14 protein-coding genes and 1 other RNA gene are annotated in these 16,580 nt (G+C 61.1%); 7 read left to right on the forward strand and 8 right to left on the reverse strand.

All coding sequences use genetic code 11. The features are described from left to right. Positions 1 to 225 precede the first annotated feature (225 nt). The 4 genes from AAEZ08_RS15400 to AAEZ08_RS15415 all read right to left on the reverse strand — a co-directional run bounded on the left by AAEZ08_RS15400 (position 226) and on the right by AAEZ08_RS15415 (position 5,286). Complete coding sequence (locus tag AAEZ08_RS15400) at positions 226 to 1,503, reverse strand: Wzz/FepE/Etk N-terminal domain-containing protein (protein ID WP_230697743.1); 1,278 nt, start codon at positions 1,501 to 1,503, stop codon at positions 226 to 228. A 134-nt stretch (positions 1,504 to 1,637) separates the two neighbouring features. Further along, positions 1,638 to 1,922, reverse strand: coding sequence for an integration host factor subunit beta (gene ihfB / locus AAEZ08_RS15405; protein ID WP_045164450.1), 285 nt, complete (start codon positions 1,920 to 1,922; stop codon positions 1,638 to 1,640). Between the two features lie 432 nt (positions 1,923 to 2,354). Next, a complete protein-coding gene (locus AAEZ08_RS15410; RefSeq protein ID WP_500124669.1) occupies positions 2,355 to 4,016 on the reverse strand; it encodes a DEAD/DEAH box helicase in 1,662 nt (553 codons plus the stop codon). A gap of 520 nt (positions 4,017 to 4,536) precedes the next feature. Next, positions 4,537 to 5,286: a spermidine synthase gene (locus AAEZ08_RS15415; protein ID WP_058064699.1), complete on the reverse strand. Its 750-nt coding sequence runs from the start codon at positions 5,284 to 5,286 to the stop codon at positions 4,537 to 4,539. Positions 5,287 to 5,420: 134 nt separating this feature from the next. Here AAEZ08_RS15415 and AAEZ08_RS15420 point away from each other — a divergent pair, with 134 nt between their 5' ends. Next, positions 5,421 to 6,770: a class II 3-deoxy-7-phosphoheptulonate synthase gene (locus tag AAEZ08_RS15420; protein ID WP_102819559.1), complete on the forward strand. Its 1,350-nt coding sequence runs from the start codon at positions 5,421 to 5,423 to the stop codon at positions 6,768 to 6,770. A 402-nt stretch (positions 6,771 to 7,172) separates the two neighbouring features. Here AAEZ08_RS15420 and efp read toward each other — a convergent pair whose 3' ends face one another. From efp to ffs, 3 genes are all read right to left on the reverse strand, one after another. Further along, on the reverse strand, positions 7,173 to 7,739 hold the full coding sequence (gene efp, locus AAEZ08_RS15425) for an elongation factor P (RefSeq protein WP_003280508.1): 567 nt from the start codon (positions 7,737 to 7,739) through the stop codon (positions 7,173 to 7,175). A gap of 45 nt (positions 7,740 to 7,784) precedes the next feature. Continuing rightward, complete coding sequence (gene earP / locus AAEZ08_RS15430) at positions 7,785 to 8,924, reverse strand: elongation factor P maturation arginine rhamnosyltransferase EarP (protein WP_500124670.1); 1,140 nt, start codon at positions 8,922 to 8,924, stop codon at positions 7,785 to 7,787. A 230-nt stretch (positions 8,925 to 9,154) separates the two neighbouring features. Then, an RNA gene (gene ffs, locus AAEZ08_RS15435) (signal recognition particle sRNA small type) lies at positions 9,155 to 9,251 on the reverse strand. A 308-nt stretch (positions 9,252 to 9,559) separates the two neighbouring features. Between ffs and AAEZ08_RS15440 the strand changes: the two genes are divergently transcribed. From AAEZ08_RS15440 to AAEZ08_RS15450, 3 genes are all read left to right on the forward strand, one after another. After that, positions 9,560 to 10,546, forward strand: coding sequence for an NAD(P)/FAD-dependent oxidoreductase (locus AAEZ08_RS15440; RefSeq protein ID WP_500124671.1), 987 nt, complete (start codon positions 9,560 to 9,562; stop codon positions 10,544 to 10,546). A gap of 105 nt (positions 10,547 to 10,651) precedes the next feature. Next, positions 10,652 to 11,461: a motility protein A gene (locus AAEZ08_RS15445; RefSeq protein WP_058064701.1), complete on the forward strand. Its 810-nt coding sequence runs from the start codon at positions 10,652 to 10,654 to the stop codon at positions 11,459 to 11,461. 2 nt (positions 11,462 to 11,463) lie between these two features. Then, positions 11,464 to 12,195, forward strand: coding sequence for an OmpA/MotB family protein (locus AAEZ08_RS15450; protein ID WP_003280500.1), 732 nt, complete (start codon positions 11,464 to 11,466; stop codon positions 12,193 to 12,195). A 37-nt stretch (positions 12,196 to 12,232) separates the two neighbouring features. On the opposite strand, the gene AAEZ08_RS15455 is transcribed toward AAEZ08_RS15450, so the two are convergent. Further along, positions 12,233 to 13,165, reverse strand: coding sequence for a ZIP family metal transporter (locus AAEZ08_RS15455; protein ID WP_003280498.1), 933 nt, complete (start codon positions 13,163 to 13,165; stop codon positions 12,233 to 12,235). Between the two features lie 237 nt (positions 13,166 to 13,402). Here AAEZ08_RS15455 and AAEZ08_RS15460 point away from each other — a divergent pair, with 237 nt between their 5' ends. From AAEZ08_RS15460 to AAEZ08_RS15470, 3 genes are read left to right on the forward strand one after another with little or no spacing between them, the layout of a single operon-like run. Then, entirely contained in the window at positions 13,403 to 14,587 is a 1,185-nt protein-coding gene (locus AAEZ08_RS15460; protein ID WP_427703130.1) for an efflux RND transporter periplasmic adaptor subunit, read from the forward strand. Between the two features lie 5 nt (positions 14,588 to 14,592). Further along, positions 14,593 to 15,813 carry an ABC transporter permease gene (locus AAEZ08_RS15465; protein ID WP_003280494.1) on the forward strand — a complete coding sequence of 407 codons (1,221 nt, stop codon included), beginning with the start codon at positions 14,593 to 14,595 and terminating at the stop codon, positions 15,811 to 15,813. Continuing rightward, complete coding sequence (locus AAEZ08_RS15470; protein WP_003280493.1) at positions 15,806 to 16,531, forward strand: ABC transporter ATP-binding protein; 726 nt, start codon at positions 15,806 to 15,808, stop codon at positions 16,529 to 16,531. Before AAEZ08_RS15465 ends, AAEZ08_RS15470 begins: the two co-directional genes overlap by 8 nt. The last annotated feature ends 49 nt before the right edge of the window (positions 16,532 to 16,580 follow it).

Raw genomic sequence — 16,580 nt, forward strand, 5'->3', positions numbered from 1 at the left:
AGAAGGCCAGCGCTCTGGTCGAGCTGCTGCCGCACAACTGGGTATCCGCCGGCAAGGTGTAATGCCCGTTCGCTTACGAGCATTCGCCCCGAGGGCGGGCCTCCCACAAAAGCTGTGAGGTGTTGCCAAGATTTGTAGGAGGCGCGCCCTCGCGGCGAATGCATCAGGGAGCAGTAGCGGGCGATGCAGAATTGATAGGCTACTGGAGCGTCAGCGGCCTATTGATCAGAGAACAGCGGTGTCTGGTTCGTTGTTACGCGCTACCAGACTGCGTACCAGCGCGACAAACACCCCCAGCATTCCACCAAGCACGAGCCCTAATGCCAAAATCATGGCTTTTTTGGGTTTGATGGGGTTGAGGGACTGCAGAGCTAGCTGATCCAATCGCACCAGTCTCAACCGTTCTGTGTCTAGCTTGATGCCTTTCAGGCGAGCGGCTTCTTCACGTAGCTCGGCGAGGTTGGTCAAATAAAGGTCTTCGCCCTCTCGCTCCTTCAAAATCTCGACTTCCCGATTGTGTTCGAGCATTGCCAATTCCGACTGGATTTCAGCGATACGGGGCTCTATGAAGTCGTCTGAAGTTCGCGCAACAAGCGCATCGCGTTCGGCGGTTAGCGCCTCGGTACCCATGAAGTACAGTGGTGCTTTCTGATTAGTGACCTCAGTGCGAATGACCTGAGTACCGCTGGGGGGCGACGCTGTCATGGCTGATGGGCTTGTTGGATTCCGGATTCCCAGTGATTCGGCAATAGAGATTGCCTCGTTAAGCTCCTGAATACGGTTTGTCCTACGAGTCTTGAGTTCTGCACGCAACGCAGTGAGTTCGTCCTGTAGCTCGGCGCGCTTCAAGGTATCTTCCTCTAGCAGCGCTGCGATTTTCGCTTCTTTGGTGGCCGAATAATGTGCGCGCTGAGCGTCCATGTTCATATCCAGACTGGCCAAGCGGTTATTGATCAGGCTTTCAAGATCCTCCGTGATTTCGCGACGCTCAAGCTCCAGCACATGCGCAACGAAGCCATTGACCACCGCAGCACCGTCCATTCCTTCAGGGTAGGTCAGCCTGAGCCCGACGAAAGCGCTTCGGTTGTCCGTACGCTTGGGATCAGGAAAGAGCATTTCGAAGGCGTCTTCGTTGAAATTAGCAAAGGCCTGCTCAAGCGAGTCGCCGCGCTTTTCGATTTGCTGGAAAAGCTCTTGGTTGTTCAGAAAGAAGTCGAGTCGGTTGTCATAGGATGACAGCGCACCGGCCACTCTGTTGATGGCCTCTTCCGGGGTGAGCTTGTAGATGCCGGTCTCATTGAGTTGATCCAGACTGCTCTGTGGGGCGGGTCGTAGATAGGTTTTGGTCTGGTAATAAGGAGTCGCAAGGAAAGCGTAAGCGGCTGCGATAAGCGTGACGACCGCCGTGATTCCGAGAATCAGGAATTTCTGACGCCAAAGTGCCCGGAATAGCTCGACTAGATCTATCTCTTCGGATGTGGAGGTTTGGTACTGCACGGTGATCCCAACTCCTTGTTATAAATGCGCTTCAATGCAAAGCAGGCGAACCGGGTTTAGTGCACGGTTAAGCGGGAAAGTTCGCTCACGCTGACAATTTTGCGCTTCTGAGAGAGAGATTATGAGTGCGACTGCGCTCGTTATTCTTCTTCGTTCACCCGATCGCGCAGTTCTTTCCCCGGCTTGAAATGCGGGACGAACTTGCCATCGAGCGGGACGGATTGGCCGGTCTTGGGGTTACGGCCGACGCGCGGGGCGCGGTAGTGGAGAGAGAAACTGCCGAAGCCTCGGATTTCGATACGGTCTCCGGTTGCCAATGCTTGAGCCATTTGCTCGAGCATGGTTTTGATTGCCAGTTCCACATCCTTGGACGAAAGCAGCCCTTGTTGGGTGACGATACGCTCGATCAACTCCGACTTGGTCATGGTTTTCCCTTCGTTTTCAAGCGGCTAGATCATTTGGGTTGCGTTCGTTTGTAGCATGTTGTTCAGAGTTTGAACAGCCTGGACGTTTGGGTCAGATATTTGGTTCTGGTGGCGAGGTCCGGACGTTGTGCTTTGGGCTGGTGGATCGGTGAAGCGCGATCCACCCTATCGCTCCATCAGCGATACGCGCCGTTTCGGGGCCATTCACGCAACCCAACCAGCAGCAAAAATGGGCAACTACCGTAGGGTGGATGACGCTTTTCTTCATCCACCATAAGTGCCAGTGGTTCCGTCAATTTTCTTGGCGGATCGGTGAAGTGCGATCCACCCTAACGTTCTGGCAAATGGCAGATGCAAGAAAGGGTGGACCGAAGTCCACCCTTTCTTTTCTGACGAGGCATAGCCTCATCGCGTGCCGCTACGTCTAAAGCATCAATCTTCGCGATAGCGGCGCAGCTTCAGTTGCTTACCACCGACGCGGGTGTCCTTGAGTTTACCCAACAGACGCTCGAGGCCCTCTTCCGGCAGCTCGACCAGGCTGAAGCTGTCGCGTACCTGGATGCGGCCGATGGCTTCGCGGGCCAGGCCGCCTTCGTTGAGGATGGCACCGAGCAGGTTGCGGGCAGCGATGCCGTCACGCGCTCCAAGCGGCGTACGGCAGCGGGCGCGGCCTTCGGCCAGCGGGACCGGAGCGCGACGCTCGCGATCGCCACTGCGCTCCGGACGATCGGAACGCTCGCGCGGACCACTGGTGGGGACCAGCGGCTGCTCTTTCTCCACTTCCGCAAGAGTCAGCGCCTGACCATTGGTGGCCTTGCGCAGCAGCGCAGCGGCCAGAGCACGTGGGCTGCAACCGATGTCGGCGACCAGCTTGTCGAGCAACTCGCCATGGGTGGTTTCGGCATCGGCTACCAGCGGCGCAAGGCTGTTGGTGAGCTTCTTGATGCGAGCATCCAGTACTTGCTGGGCGTTAGGCAGACGCGCCTCGGCAACTTTCTGGTTAGTCACGCGCTCGATCACCTGCAGCATGCGACGCTCACGCGGGGTGACCAGCAACAGCGCACGGCCTTCACGACCGGCACGGCCGGTACGGCCGATGCGGTGTACGTAGGACTCCGGATCGTAGGGCATGTCCACGTTGAATACGTGGGTGATGCGCGCCACGTCGAGACCACGTGCGGCGACGTCGGTGGCGACGACGATGTCCAGACGGCCATCCTTGAGCGATTCGATAACGCGCTCACGCTGGTTCTGGGCGATATCGCCGTTCAGCGCAGCGGCCTTGTAGCCCTTGGCTTCCAGCGCGGCGGCCAGATCCAGAGTGGCTTGCTTGGTGCGCACGAAGGCGATCAGTGCGTCGAATTCTTCAACTTCCAGCAGACGCAGTACGGCCTGAATCTTCTGATCGGCATGGACCATCAGATGCGCCTGTTCGATTCGAGCGACGGTCTGGGTCTTGGCAGCGATCTTGATGTGCTGCGGCTCACGCAGGTGCTTTTCGGCAATCGCGCGAATGGAGTGCGGCAGCGTAGCGGAGAACAGGACAGTCTGACGGCTCTCTGGCATCGCTTCGAAGATCACTTCGAGGTCGTCCATGAAGCCCAGCTTGAGCATCTCGTCCGCTTCGTCGAGTACCAGGAAGCGAATGGTCGACAGCAGGCCACTGTTGCGGCTCAGGTGATCGACCAGGCGGCCTGGGGTCGCAACGATGACCTGCGCACCCTGGCGGATGGCCTTGAGCTGCGGACCCATCGGGGCACCACCGTAGACTGCAACGACGGTCAGGCCAGGCATCTGCTTGGAATAGGTTTCGAATGCCGTGGCGACCTGCAGTGCCAGTTCGCGAGTCGGCGCGAGGATCAGCGCCTGGACTTCCTTACGAGCGGGATCGATCTTCGACAGGATCGGCAGCGCAAAGGCTGCAGTCTTGCCGGTACCCGTCTGGGCCTGACCGATCATGTCGTGGCCGCCAAGGATCACCGGGATCGCTTGGGACTGAATGGGGGATGGCTCTTCGTAGCCGACTGCACTGATGGCAGCCAGAACAGCGGAGTGAATACCGAGTGCGGCAAAGCCGCCGATTTCTTGGGTCATGGGTCTTGTCTCTGATGCTCCGCAAGACCCATTGTTCCGAAGCTGCGCATGCCGTGCAAAACCCGAAGGTCACCCTGGCAGCCTGGTCGGCGGGGTTGCGAAAACGAATGAATGATGAATCGTCAAGGATAGCCCGCTCGAAGCGGACAGCAGCCGAAGCAGCGCTTCGTGTGTTGCAGTACCTGAACGCAGGCTGGTTTACAGCCGGCGCGTACTATACCGGATTAACGTGACGCTGTGCGTGTATTTTGCACCGGTGCTTGGTGATCGCCCTGGTTGCCTCTAGCAGGCTTGCGGTCTGCATTCGCCGCGGGGCGCGCCTCCCACGGGTGGAGCGTGCATTTTCTGATGTTGTGGATGTCCGACCTCGGACAAAGCTTTTGCGTTGGCAGGCTTGAGGTCTGCATTCGCCGCGAGGGCGCGCCTCCTGCGGGAGGCGCCGTGCATTTTCGTGCTGCGGGAGGCCCGACCTCGGGGCGAGGCTTGCGTCTTAGCAGTGGCGCGCCTCCTTGCGCAGCCTTCAGCTCGCGGGCCGTAGCGCCCCAATCAGTGATTCGAGTGAATAGCCGAGACGCGGCGCAAGCGCTTCGGCACGTTGACGCAGCCCGACCATATCCAGCTGCTGATCAAGATCGGCCGGCACCAACAGCACCACGTTGCCCTCCTTCACCGGGCACTCCCAGTAATGCCGGTGATAAAGCCCGCGCAACAATGCCGCTCCAAGGGGACGGTCGTCGTCAGTACCCCACTGATTGATGATCAACCAGCCACCCGGGTTGAGCTTTTCCTGGCAACGCTTGAGGAATGACCAGGCCAGATGTGCGGCATCCGGCCCGGCGTCGTTGTACAGGTCGACGAAGATCAGATCGGAGCTCTCAGCGGTATCCAGCAACTCGGTTGCATCGCCGATGCGGATGTATAGCCGCGAATCGTTCTGCAGACCCAGGTACTGCATCGCAAGCTCCGGCACCGCCGGTCGCAGCTCGATAACTTCGACATCCTCCAGCGGCAGGAACTGCAGGCAAGCCTGGGTCAGGTTCCCGGCACCCAGCCCGAGAAACAGCGCAGTTTCCGGCTCCGCGTGACAAAGCCCTCCCAACAGCATGGCGCGGGTATAGTCGTACTCCAGCCAAGCGGGATCGGCCGTGAAGACGCAACTCTGCTCGACCGCCGCACCAAATTCCAGAAAGCGGTAATCGCCCACTTCGAGCACGCGAATGAGCCCGAACGCGTCTCGCACCTCGGCGAGCAACCGTTCCTCTTTGTCCATCGATGTTGCTCCGCAGCTGTCCGGCCGCCCCGGCCGGCGATGGCGCATCTTACGCAGCCCCATAGGCCATCGCTATCTCCGAGGTCCTAGCGCTTCAGGTAAAATCGCCGCACTTTTTAGGAATTGGAACGATCATGAACGACGCCTGGAGCCCCGAAAGCTGGAGAAATAAGCCGATCCAGCAGCAGCCCGAATACCCGGATGCCGATCACCTCAAGCGCGTTGAACAGACCCTGGCTGGCTTGCCGCCCCTGGTGTTCGCCGGTGAAGCACGCGAACTGAAGCGGCAATTCGCAGAAGTGACCCAGGGCCGTGCATTCCTGCTTCAGGGCGGCGATTGCGCCGAGAGCTTCGCTGAATTCTCCGCCACTAAGATTCGCGACACCTTCAAGGTGCTGCTGCAGATGGCCATCGTGATGACCTTTGCCGCCGGTTGCCCGGTGGTAAAGGTCGGACGTATGGCCGGTCAGTTTGCCAAGCCACGCTCAGCCGGCGACGAGACCATCGAGGGTGTGACCCTGCCGGCTTATCGTGGCGATATCGTCAATGGCATCGACTTCAATGAGAAAAGCCGCGTGCCGGACCCGGAGCGCCTGTTGCAGGCCTATCACCAGTCCACCTCCAGCCTCAACCTGCTGCGCGCCTTTGCCCAGGGAGGTTTTGCAGACCTGCATCAGGTGCATCAGTGGAACCTGGACTTTATCGCCAATTCCTTATTGGCCGAGAAGTACCACCAGCTGGGCGCGCGCATCGACGAAACGATGAAGTTTATGCGCGCATGCGGCCTGGACGGCGCGCCGCAGCTGCGCGAGACCAGCTTCTTCACCGCCCACGAGGCACTGCTGCTCAACTACGAGCAGGCTTTCGTCCGGCAAGACAGCCTGAGCGGCGGCTGGTACGACTGCTCCGCACACATGCTGTGGATCGGTGACCGCACCCGTCAGCTGGACGGCGCGCATGTCGAGTTCCTACGCGGCGTGGGCAACCCCATCGGCGTGAAGGTCGGGCCGAGCATGGACAGCGATGAGCTGATCCGCCTGATCGACATCCTCAACCCACAGAACGATCCGGGCCGCCTGAATCTGATCGTACGCATGGGTGCCGACAAGGTCGAAGCTGGCCTGCCGCGACTGGTGCGTGCAGTGCAGAACGAAGGTCGCCATGTGCTGTGGAGTTCCGACCCAATGCACGGCAATACAATGAAGGCCTCCAGCGGCTACAAGACTCGGGACTTCGAGAAGGTGCTTGCCGAAGTCCGCCAGTTCTTCGATGTACACCGTGCCGAGGGCAGCTATCCCGGCGGCATACACATTGAGATGACCGGTCAGAACGTGACCGAGTGCATCGGTGGTTCGCGGCCGATCACCGAGGCCGGCCTCAGTGATCGCTACCACACCCATTGCGACCCGCGACTCAACGCCGATCAGTCGCTGGAAATGGCCTTCATGATCGCCGAGACACTGAAGCAGCTGCGCCCCAACTGACGGTTTTGGCAACAGCCGTCTTGGTGTCGGCAGCTAAGGCCTCGCAGCTGCGACGCTGTGAAGGTAGGCCCTGTCAGCGGCGTCACCGAGCGATCCTCGGTGGGCTGAAGCCCACCCTACACACTGCTCCCCAGCTGATGGCCTGGTAGTAGCCGTCTTGGTGTCAGCTTAAGCATCGCAGCTAGGATGCTGCGAAGGTGCGCCCTGTCGGCTGCCGTCACCGAGCGATCTTCGGTGGACTGAAGTCCACCCTAGGAACGAGCGGTTCGGCACAGAGGGCGGGCTATAACGCTGTAGGGTGGGCTTCAGCCCACCAGTTCGTGCACTCACCATCCACCCGATAGTGCGCACAAAAAAGCCCGGCGCTGGGCCGGGCTTTTTTCGAGCGGTCTGCGAGGCCTATCAGGCCTTGACGCGGGACTTATACTCGCCGGTACGGGTGTCGATTTCGATCGAGTCACCAATTTCGCAGAAAGCGGAAACCTGCAGCTCGGCACCGTTCTTCAGGCGAGCGGTCTTCATAACCTTGCCGGAGGTGTCGCCACGGACGGACGGCTCGGTGTAAACGATTTCGCGAACGATGGTGGTCGGCAGCTCGACGGAGATCACCTTGTCGTTGTAGAAAACGGCTTCGCAGACGTCGGTCATGCCGTCTTCGATGAAGGTCATTACGCCTTCGAGATCGTCTTTTTCGATTTCGTACTGGTTGAACTCGTCGTCCATGAACACATACAGCGGGTCGGCGAAGTAGGAATAGGTCACTTCCTTACGCTCGAGGATGACCGGCTCCAGCTTGTCGTCAGCCTTGTAAACGGTCTCGGTAGCCGAACCGTTGAGCAGGTTCTTCAGCTTCATCTTGACCACGGCACTGTTACGACCGGACTTGTTGAACTCGGCTTTCTGGATGACCCAGGGTGCGCCGTTGATGATGGCCACCTGGCCGGCACGGAACTCTTGTGCGGTTTTCATACGAAATATCCGAAGGGAATTAGAGACAAAAAAACAGGCCGCGTATCATAGCCAATCTGTGTAAAAAAACACCAGCTTTCCGGCCAGGTCGCCATTGGCTACCTGTTCGTGCGTCCAGCCTTGGGAGTGCGCGAGCAGCGCCGGATATTCCCGCATCAAGGCGTACCAAGCCTCGCCCGCGCCCTCCCCCATGTTCCAAGCTCGCCAGAATCCTCGCAGCGCGACATCAGCAGCCGTCGGCAACCCATGCGCGTACAGATCGAGGAAGGCATTGAGCTTGTCCCAGTGGGCATCGTCTTCCTGAGGATAGATATGCCACACCAGCGGTCGGCCGGCCCACTGGGCGCGTATGAAAGACTCCTCGCCCCGCACCGCATTGAAGTCGCAGCTCCACAGCAGCAGGTCGTACTCGTCCTGGGTCATGAACGGCACGATATTCAGCTGAAGACTGCCGCGCTGGTGGTGCTCACCAACTTGCACCTTTGGTAAACCGAGCCAGGCGGCGACATCACCAAGTACCCGCCCCTCTGGAACCAACAGCTGATTGACGTGCGAATCAGCCGCTAGCGCGTCCAACCAGCCCGCAACTGCAGGGTTCTCATAAGCGAACAGCGAAAGCAGGCGTGAGCCCGGCTGTCGCACCACCCCCAGCGTAGCGAGAAAATCAGCCTGCTGCGCCACACCACCCTGGAACTCCGCACGCCGCAGCATCAGATCAGCCTCGCGGATGAGACCGCCGGTCTGCGCTTCAAAGCCGGGGAAGAAAAAGTACTTTTGCAGTCCGTTCGCCTGGAGTGACGGCAGTGCATGGCAGCCGACGATCCAATCCTCGGCGCTCAGGTACTCCAGATTCAACCAGAGGATTCGCCGGCCGCTCGCAGCCATCGCATTGATGTACGGTTGAGGCAAGCTGCAGGCAAACGCTTCGATGACCACATCGGCGGGATCAGCACCCGGCCACGTCTTAGCCCAGAGCCTGACATCAACGCCCTCATGTGTTTGCTGCTCGGCGTTGGCATTGGCCGCAGGGCACAGCCGAGCGAACGTGACCAGATCGTCTACCCAGAGCCGCACCTCCTGGCCATGCTCTGCCGCCAGCTGTCGGGCCAGGCGCCAGGTGACGCCGATGTCGCCAAAGTTATCCACGACAGCGCAAAAGATGTCCCACTTCGCTTTGACAGACAAACCCATGCTCCTCGACCAGACAAAGGCACTTCACGCCTTTTGAAAATGCTGCGCAGGATACAAGGTTGAGCCAGACATCGGGCGTCGAGGCGTAGGTAAAGCTCTAGGTTTCGTAGCAGGCGGCATGTCAAGGATAGAACGGCAGACGTACGAATGCGCCCGAGCCCTTGTAGGCGTCAGCGTGTTTAAACAAGGAGGGAGAGAAACCGGGAAGTCGTTATGGAGGTGAACCCTACCAGCCACACCCCGGCACACAATGTCACCGCTGCGGCTGCTCCCTTCCAGGCCTGACCGGGTTCACGGCTGATCGTTGCGAGGGGACCGGCAGGGCCCACCATAACAAAACTCGCCTGGCGGCGAGCGGCGCCATTGTACCGGCTTATCAGCAACTTACAACCATTGGCTGCAGGCGCGGTGCACGGCAGGCCGATCGCCTCATGCGTCTGGGGAGAGCACCGACAGTCAGCAACACTGAAAACCGTCGGATGGTTGCCCCATTGCAGCAAAACCCTCTAGCCAAACACCGGCGTCTGTCCGAGGATGAGCAGGCTCAAGCGCTATCGAACGCTTGTCATGAAATCATGCTGCGCGGCGTTTCGTCCGTACAGCTGATGGCACCAGCATACGAGGTAATCATGAGCAAGGCTCCAATCGCCATCATCGGAACCGGAATCGCAGGTCTGTCGGCAGCCCGCACCCTGTGCGATGCCGGGCACGCCGTACACCTCTTCGACAAAAGCCGCGGTAGCGGCGGCCGCATGGCCAGCAAGCGCAGCGACGCGGGCTCGCTGGATCTCGGGGCGCAGTACTTCACCACGCGCGATCGGCGCTTCACCGAAACCGTGCACCAATGGCAGGCCGAAGGCTGGGTAGGTCAATGGACACCCACCCTCTTCCAGTCCCGCGACGGACAGCTGAAACCCTCGGCCGACGAGCAGCTGCGCTGGGTCGGCACGCCAACCATGAGCGCAATTACCCGCGGCCTGCTGGGCGAGATGCCGGTCACGTTCAGTTGCCGGATCACCGAGGTATTTCGCGGCGAGCAGTTCTGGACCCTGGTCGATGCTACCGGCACCAGTCACGGACCGTTCAGCCAGGTAGTAATTGCGGTTCCGGCACCGCAGGCGGCCGCGCTACTGTCGAGCGCGCCCAAGCTAGCCGCGGTCGCAGCCAGCGTGGCGATGGAGCCGACATGGGCGGTCGCGCTGGGCTTTGCCACACCGTTGAGTACGACCCTGGAAGGCTGCTTCGTGCAGGACGATGCACTGGACTGGATCGCGCGCAACCGCAGCAAGCCAGGACGCAACGGCGACCTCGACACCTGGGTACTGCATGGCACCAGCAGCTGGAGCCGCCAGCATCTGGATCTGCCCAAAGAGCAAGTCATCGAGCGTTTGCATGGCGCTTTCGCGGAGCTGATCGACTGCGTGGTGCCGGCCCCGGAATTTACGCTGGCTCACCGCTGGTTGTATGCCCGGCCCGCGCAGGCCCATGAGTGGAACGCGCTGGCCGACGCTGGTTTAGGCCTGTACGCCTGCGGCGACTGGTGCCTGTCCGGTCGGATGGAAGGTGCCTGGCTCAGTGGGCAGGAAGCCGCGCGGCGGCTGCTGGAAAATCTCTAAGCGCAAGCACCGCGGCTGATCCGGGCCTGACCCAGGTCAGCCGCGCATCCAGACCGGCTGCTATCATCGCGCGCTTTGTGCATTGCCCCCTTCAGCGGAGTCTCGATGAATCCCTCCACCCTGATCGGCATCCTCGCGAGCATCGGCCTGCTCGCTGTCGTCATGCTCTTTGCAGCCAAAGAACCTGCAATGTTCATCGACCTGCCCAGCCTTGGCATCGTTCTGGTCGGCACATTGGCGGCCACCTTTATCAGCTACCCATTACGCGAGGTCACGCGGGTATTCGGGCTGATATGGACCGTAATGCGTAACGAGCGGCTGTATACCCGTCAGGATCTGGATGAGCTGGTTCAGATATCCCGACTGTGGATCAGCGGAGATCTCGTCGCCGTGGAAAAGGCAGTCGAGCAGGTCAGTAATCCGTTTCTACGCACGGGCGTCCAGCTGGTGATCGACAATACACCGGAAGAGGACATCCTGGACGTGCTGCAATGGCGGATCGCTCGTTTGCGTGCCCGTGAAAACGCCGAGGCGCAGCTGTTTCGCGCCATGGCCAGCTATGCGCCGGCATTCGGCATGATCGGCACTTTGGTGGGACTGATCAACCTGATGTTCATGCTCGGCAGTGGCGACATGGATCTGATCGGCCGCAGCCTCGCGGTCGCATTGATGACCACCTTCTATGGTGTGTTGCTGGCCAACCTGATTCTCAAGCCGGTCGCCGTGAAGCTGGAACGGCGCACCGAGCAGCGCGTGGCACTTATGAACCTGGTGATGCAGGGCATTTCGATGATGTGCAACCGCCGCAGCCCCGCTTACATGCGAGAAACGCTGAAGTCATTCATTGCCCACCATGACGACGAGATCCGCGACGGCACCCCCGTCGCGCCGCGCGTCAAACCGCAGGGTGATTGAGGGTGAGCGGGCCACAGGGCAGCCGGTTTGCCAGATGGCATATCGAGCCGCAACGGGAGGAGGAGCAGGAAGCCTGGCTGGTGACCTACCTGGACATGCTCACGCTGCTGCTGGTCATGCTGGTCATCATGCTGGCCATGGCGGGTAAAGGGGATGCCAAGCAGAACGAACAGACAGCGCTCGAGGCTGCGCCGCTGACTGCTGGCGAACAGGTCGTGGCACTGCAGTCTTCAGCCTCACCCATCCCATCCATTGTCCCGGTACCGACGCCAGCGACCGATGTGGAAACCGAAGCCGATGAGGCGGTCCGCTCGGTGGCGGATCTAGCGCTAGGCGAAGATATCGAGGTAATCGTCAACGATGGCAGCATCAGCTTTCGCATCAGCAGCGAGATACTGTTTGGCTCCGGTCGGGCAGAGCTGGAAGATGCGGGCCTGGACGTAATCGATCGCCTGGTGCCAACCCTCGCCGCAGGCCGCTATCGAATCATCGTCGAAGGCCACACCGATAACCTGCCAATCCAGACCGAACGCTTCCCTTCCAACTGGGAACTCTCCGCCAGCCGCGCCAGCAGCGTGGTGCGCTACCTGCAGTTGGCCGATATCGAAGCGACGCGCTTGAGCGCGACCGGCTATGCCGACACTCGCCCGATTGCCGACAACGCCGATGAGCGCGGCCGGGCCAGTAACCGGCGCGTCGAGCTGGTCATGCGCACCGAGCCGGATAAACCCTGACGACCATCGATCTCCAAGGCCGACGACACCGCCTGCATCACCCCAGCGCGGTATCCAGAAACATCATCACCGCGAAGCCCACCATCAATCCCAAGGTGGCGGGCGTCTGATGCCCGTTGCGATGGGTTTCCGGAATGACTTCATGGGAAACCACGAAGATCATCGCGCCCGCAGCCAGGCCGAGGCTGATGGGATAGGCAATGGCGAACCCGCTCGACATGCCGATACCCACCAACGCGCCAATTGGCTCCATCAGCCCGGAAGCCGCAGCGACCAGTACCGACCGCATTGCAGACAGCCCCGTCGTGCGCAATGCCAGCGCGACAGCCAGCCCCTCCGGAATGTCCTGGATGGAGATGGCAGTGGTCAGCGGCAGGCCAACACTAAGGTCGCCATTGGCGAAGCTGACACCAATGGCCATGCCTTCGGGAATGTTGTGCAGCGCGATGGCAAGGACGAACAGCCATACTCGATTAAAACGCTCGCACTCCGGCCCGCAAGGGCCAGTGCTCTCGTGCTCATGGGGTGTGAAGTAATCCAGCCCAAGCATCAACAGCACGCCGAGACCCAGGCCGACGACAACAGTCAGAGCCGCCGCCGGACCACTGCCGAACAATTCACGGCCGGCTGCCAAGCCCGGCAGGATCAACGAGAACGCGCTCGCCGCCAGCATCATTCCAGCTGCGAAACCAAGCATGCTGTCCTGTGTACGGGTAGAGATGTCGCGCAGACCGATCGCCAGGAACGCGCCAAAAGCCGTCGCGACAAAACCGGCAGTGCCGCCGAGCAGCGCGTAGCGAACGTTGTCCGTGTCATCGCTCTGAAATGCACTAACGCCGCCCGCCACCAGCAGAAGCAGCACCGCGGCTGCAGCAGCGGCGAGGCTGAAGGTGATCCAGGGGCTGGCCTGCGCTTGGGCGATCCAGGCGGCGCGTAAAGTGGCAGCAGGGCTTTGAATGGTCGAGGCCATGATCACGAAATCCTGGGGGCGGACCGCCAGTGTACTCCGCCCCTCTCGGAACCTGAGCCTATCGCCGCGATAGGACATCCCCATGGACCGCCATCGCAGCGCGAAAGCCATCTGCCCTTGATCAGCAATGCGACGCTATGCCTCGTAGCCATTGGCCTTGTACCAATTGCCCGAAGTTGTCCGTAAGCTTGAAACGATTTGATCGCCGTCACGGGCCGCATCAGGGAGTGGTCCGTCGTGCCAGCCGCAAAATCCACCCGCCGCGCATTTCCGCTGCTCGTTGCACTCGTGCTGCTTGGCGCCTGGCTGTTCTGGCGCCAACTGCAAGGCCCGCAATTGCCAGCCTATCGCGTTGAAGCACGACCGCTGGTGCAACGTGTAGTCGCCAGTGGCGAGGTGGATAGCCAATCGCTGGCACAGGTAGGCAGCGAGATAACCGGTGTCATTGCTGCGCGCCATGTGCGTGAGGGTGACGCGGTGAAGGCCGGCGATCTGTTGCTCGAGCTACGCGACGACGAGCAGCGCGCCCGCCTGCTTGAAGCGGAGGCCAGCCTGCAGCAACTGATCGATTCCACCCGCCCACAGGCGCAAGCCACATTGCGCGAGGCACAGCACAATCTGGAGCAGGCGAGCCGAGAGCTGCAGCGCCGTGAAACGCTCTTCGAACGCAAAATCCTAGCCTCCGAACCGCTGGAGCAGGCCCGCCGTGCGGAGCTGACCGCACGAGTCATACGTGATCGCGCCCGTTTCGCCGCTGCCGCCGTGGCCGCAGGGGGCAGCGAGGAGCAGGTATTGCGCCAGCGCCTGGAAGCGGCTCGCGCAGCGCTCGCAAAAACCCGTATCCACGCGCAGGTCGACGGCATCGTGCAGACGCGCGATGTCGAGCCCGGCGACCTGGTCCAACCGGGCCGCACGTTGTTGGCCATCGCCCGCTCAGGCAGCAGCGAAATTCTGTTGCCGCTGGACGAGAAGAATCTGGCCCCAATCGAACTGGGCCAAGCCGCGAAGATCATCGCCGATGCCTACCCCGACCGCGTGCTGACGGCGCGAGTCAGCTTTATCGCACCCAGCGTCGACACAGCCCGCGGGACCATCGATGTTCATCTGGACCTGCAAGAGCCGACCGACCTTCTCCGCCAGGGCATGACGGTTTCGGTGAACATCGAGACTGGCCGTCGCGAACAAGCACTGGTGCTGCCCAACGATGCACTGCGCGCGCGCGACGGCGCGCGTGCTCAGGTACTGCGGGTCAACGCTGGACGGGTCGAACGGGTCAACGTACGTCTGGGCCTGCTGGGCACCGCATTGAGCGAGGTCATCGATGGTCTGGAAGCCGGTGACCTGGTGCTGATCGCTGACGCCGAAGAGGGCCAGCGCGTGCGGGTAGTCGAGCAACAGATCCCCAGCGGCATTCAGGACTGATTGGCATGCGCCTGGCCGACTCGTTGTGGACCGAATGGACGATCGCCCTGCGCTTCCTGCTGGACAACCGTATGCAATCGCTGCTGATCATCTTCGGCATCGCCGTCGGCTCGGCGGTGATCGTTTTCATTACCGCATTGATCACCGGCCTGCAGGCCAACGTGGTCGAACGCACGCTCGGCACACAGGCACATATCCGCATCCTGCCGCCGGATGAAGTCAACCGCACCTTGCCTGTAGATGACGGTAGCTGGTCACTGGTGCTGGAGAGCCCAAGGGCACAACGGCTGCGCTCGATCATCAATTGGCAGGATGTTCGCGATGTGCTTGATCAGGACTCGCAGATCCTCGCGGTGTCACCGGTAATCAGCGGCCCGGCCATCGCTCGACGCGGCGTGGCCCGTGCTTCGGTGGCCTTGCTCGGCATCGATCCGCAGCGTTACCAGCGCATCATCCCCCTCAGCCGCGACCTCATCGCAGGCCAGCTGGTGGTCGGCGCCGGCAACGCGGTGATCGGCAAGGAACTCGCCCGTGACCTGGGCCTGGGCATCGGTGACAAGCTGCGACTGGATGCGGGCGAAGGCCGGGAAACCGTAGTCGATATCGCAGGCATCTTCGAGTTGGGCGTGCGCGAACTGGACGCACGTTACGTTTACCTGGATTTGAAGCAGGCGCAGACGCTGCTCGACCTGCCGGGTGGAGTCACAGTAATCGATACCACAGTCGCGGAAATCTTCGAGGCCGACCAGGTCGCCACGCGCCTGGCTCGCCTCACCGGGCTGCGCGCCGAGAGCTGGATGGAAACCAACGGGCAACTGCTCAATGCCCTCAGTTCGCAAAGCATGACCACCGAAATGATCCGCGTATTCGTCGGTATCTCCGTGGCGTTCGGCATCGCCAGCGTGCTGGCCGTTAGTGTGGTTCAGCGTACCCGAGAGATCGGCATCCTGCGCGCCATGGGTAGTCCACGTGGGCAGATCCTGCGCGTGTTCCTGCTGCAGGGTGGGCTACTCGGACTGCTCGGCTCGGCCTGCGGCGGCGGCGTCGGATGGGGGCTGGTGCAGGTGTTCAATATAGCCGGCCCGCGCCTGTTCGATATCCCCGTCGACCCGACACTGGTACCGCTGGCCATGCTGATCGCCACGATCACCGGCGTGTTGGCGGCTGCCATGCCGGCGCGCCGCGCGGCACGTTACGACCCTGCGGTGGCAATTCGTTATGTCTGATCTGGCCACCAATGCAGACGAGGTCCTGCGCCTGGACCAGGTGCGCAAGGCTTTCAATCCTGGCACGCCACTGGAAACGCAAGTACTGCACGGTATCGACCTCCGCCTGTGCCGCGGCGAGCTCACAGCACTGATCGGGCCGTCCGGCTCAGGCAAAAGCACGCTGTTGAACTTGATCGGCCTGCTCGATGCGCCCAGTTCCGGCGAGCTGTACCTGCTGGGACAAGCGACACGCGACAGCGACGACGAAACCCGCACCCACCTGCGCAACCAGGCGATTGGCTTCGTGTTCCAGTTTCACCACCTGATCTCGGCCTTCAGCGTGCTGGAAAATGTGCTGATGCCGTTGATGATCCGCCACGGCAAGCCATCGAGCGCGGATATCGAACTGGCGCGCGGCCTGCTCGACGAAGTCGGGCTGAGCCAGTTCGCCGACAAGAAGCCAACGCAGATCTCCGGTGGTCAGCAGCAACGGGTGGCCATCGCCCGAGCGCTGGTCACGCGCCCTCCTCTGCTGCTGGCCGACGAGCCGACCGGCAATCTGGACAGTCGCACCGCGCAAAGCGTGTTCGAACTGTTCCATCGCATCAATGCTCAATTTGGCTGCGCGGTGCTGGTGGTAACCCATGATCCGCGACTCGCTGCGGATTGTGAGCGGACCATCCAGCTGGTCGACGGACATATCGTCAGTGACGAAGCCCGAACCAGCACCCTCTGAGCAGTCACTCTTTGGCTGGCCTAGCGCTCAGCCTGCGGCCACCGTGCGT

Origin of the sequence: Pseudomonas sp. E45-MNA-CIBAN-0222 (assembly GCF_040310405.1) — a bacterium.
In the GTDB taxonomy this organism is placed as follows: Bacteria; Pseudomonadota; Gammaproteobacteria; order Pseudomonadales; family Pseudomonadaceae; genus Stutzerimonas; species Stutzerimonas stutzeri_AC.

Bases quoted from the DNA above. Each gene is read 5' to 3' on its own strand.
- AAEZ08_RS15470 (WP_003280493.1), top strand. From the start codon at position 15,806: ATGTCTGATCTGGCCACCAATGCAGACGAGGTCCTGCGCCTGGACCAG.
- efp (WP_003280508.1), bottom strand. From the start codon at position 7,739: ATGAAAACCGCACAAGAGTTCCGTGCCGGCCAGGTGGCCATCATCAAC.
- ihfB (WP_045164450.1), bottom strand. From the start codon at position 1,922: ATGACCAAGTCGGAGTTGATCGAGCGTATCGTCACCCAACAAGGGCTG.
- AAEZ08_RS15465 (WP_003280494.1), top strand. From the start codon at position 14,593: ATGCGCCTGGCCGACTCGTTGTGGACCGAATGGACGATCGCCCTGCGC.
- AAEZ08_RS15420 (WP_102819559.1), top strand. From the start codon at position 5,421: ATGAACGACGCCTGGAGCCCCGAAAGCTGGAGAAATAAGCCGATCCAG.
- AAEZ08_RS15440 (WP_500124671.1), top strand. From the start codon at position 9,560: ATGAGCAAGGCTCCAATCGCCATCATCGGAACCGGAATCGCAGGTCTG.
- AAEZ08_RS15455 (WP_003280498.1), bottom strand. From the start codon at position 13,165: ATGGCCTCGACCATTCAAAGCCCTGCTGCCACTTTACGCGCCGCCTGG.
- AAEZ08_RS15415 (WP_058064699.1), bottom strand. From the start codon at position 5,286: ATGGACAAAGAGGAACGGTTGCTCGCCGAGGTGCGAGACGCGTTCGGG.
- AAEZ08_RS15410 (WP_500124669.1), bottom strand. From the start codon at position 4,016: ATGACCCAAGAAATCGGCGGCTTTGCCGCACTCGGTATTCACTCCGCT.
- AAEZ08_RS15445 (WP_058064701.1), top strand. From the start codon at position 10,652: ATGAATCCCTCCACCCTGATCGGCATCCTCGCGAGCATCGGCCTGCTC.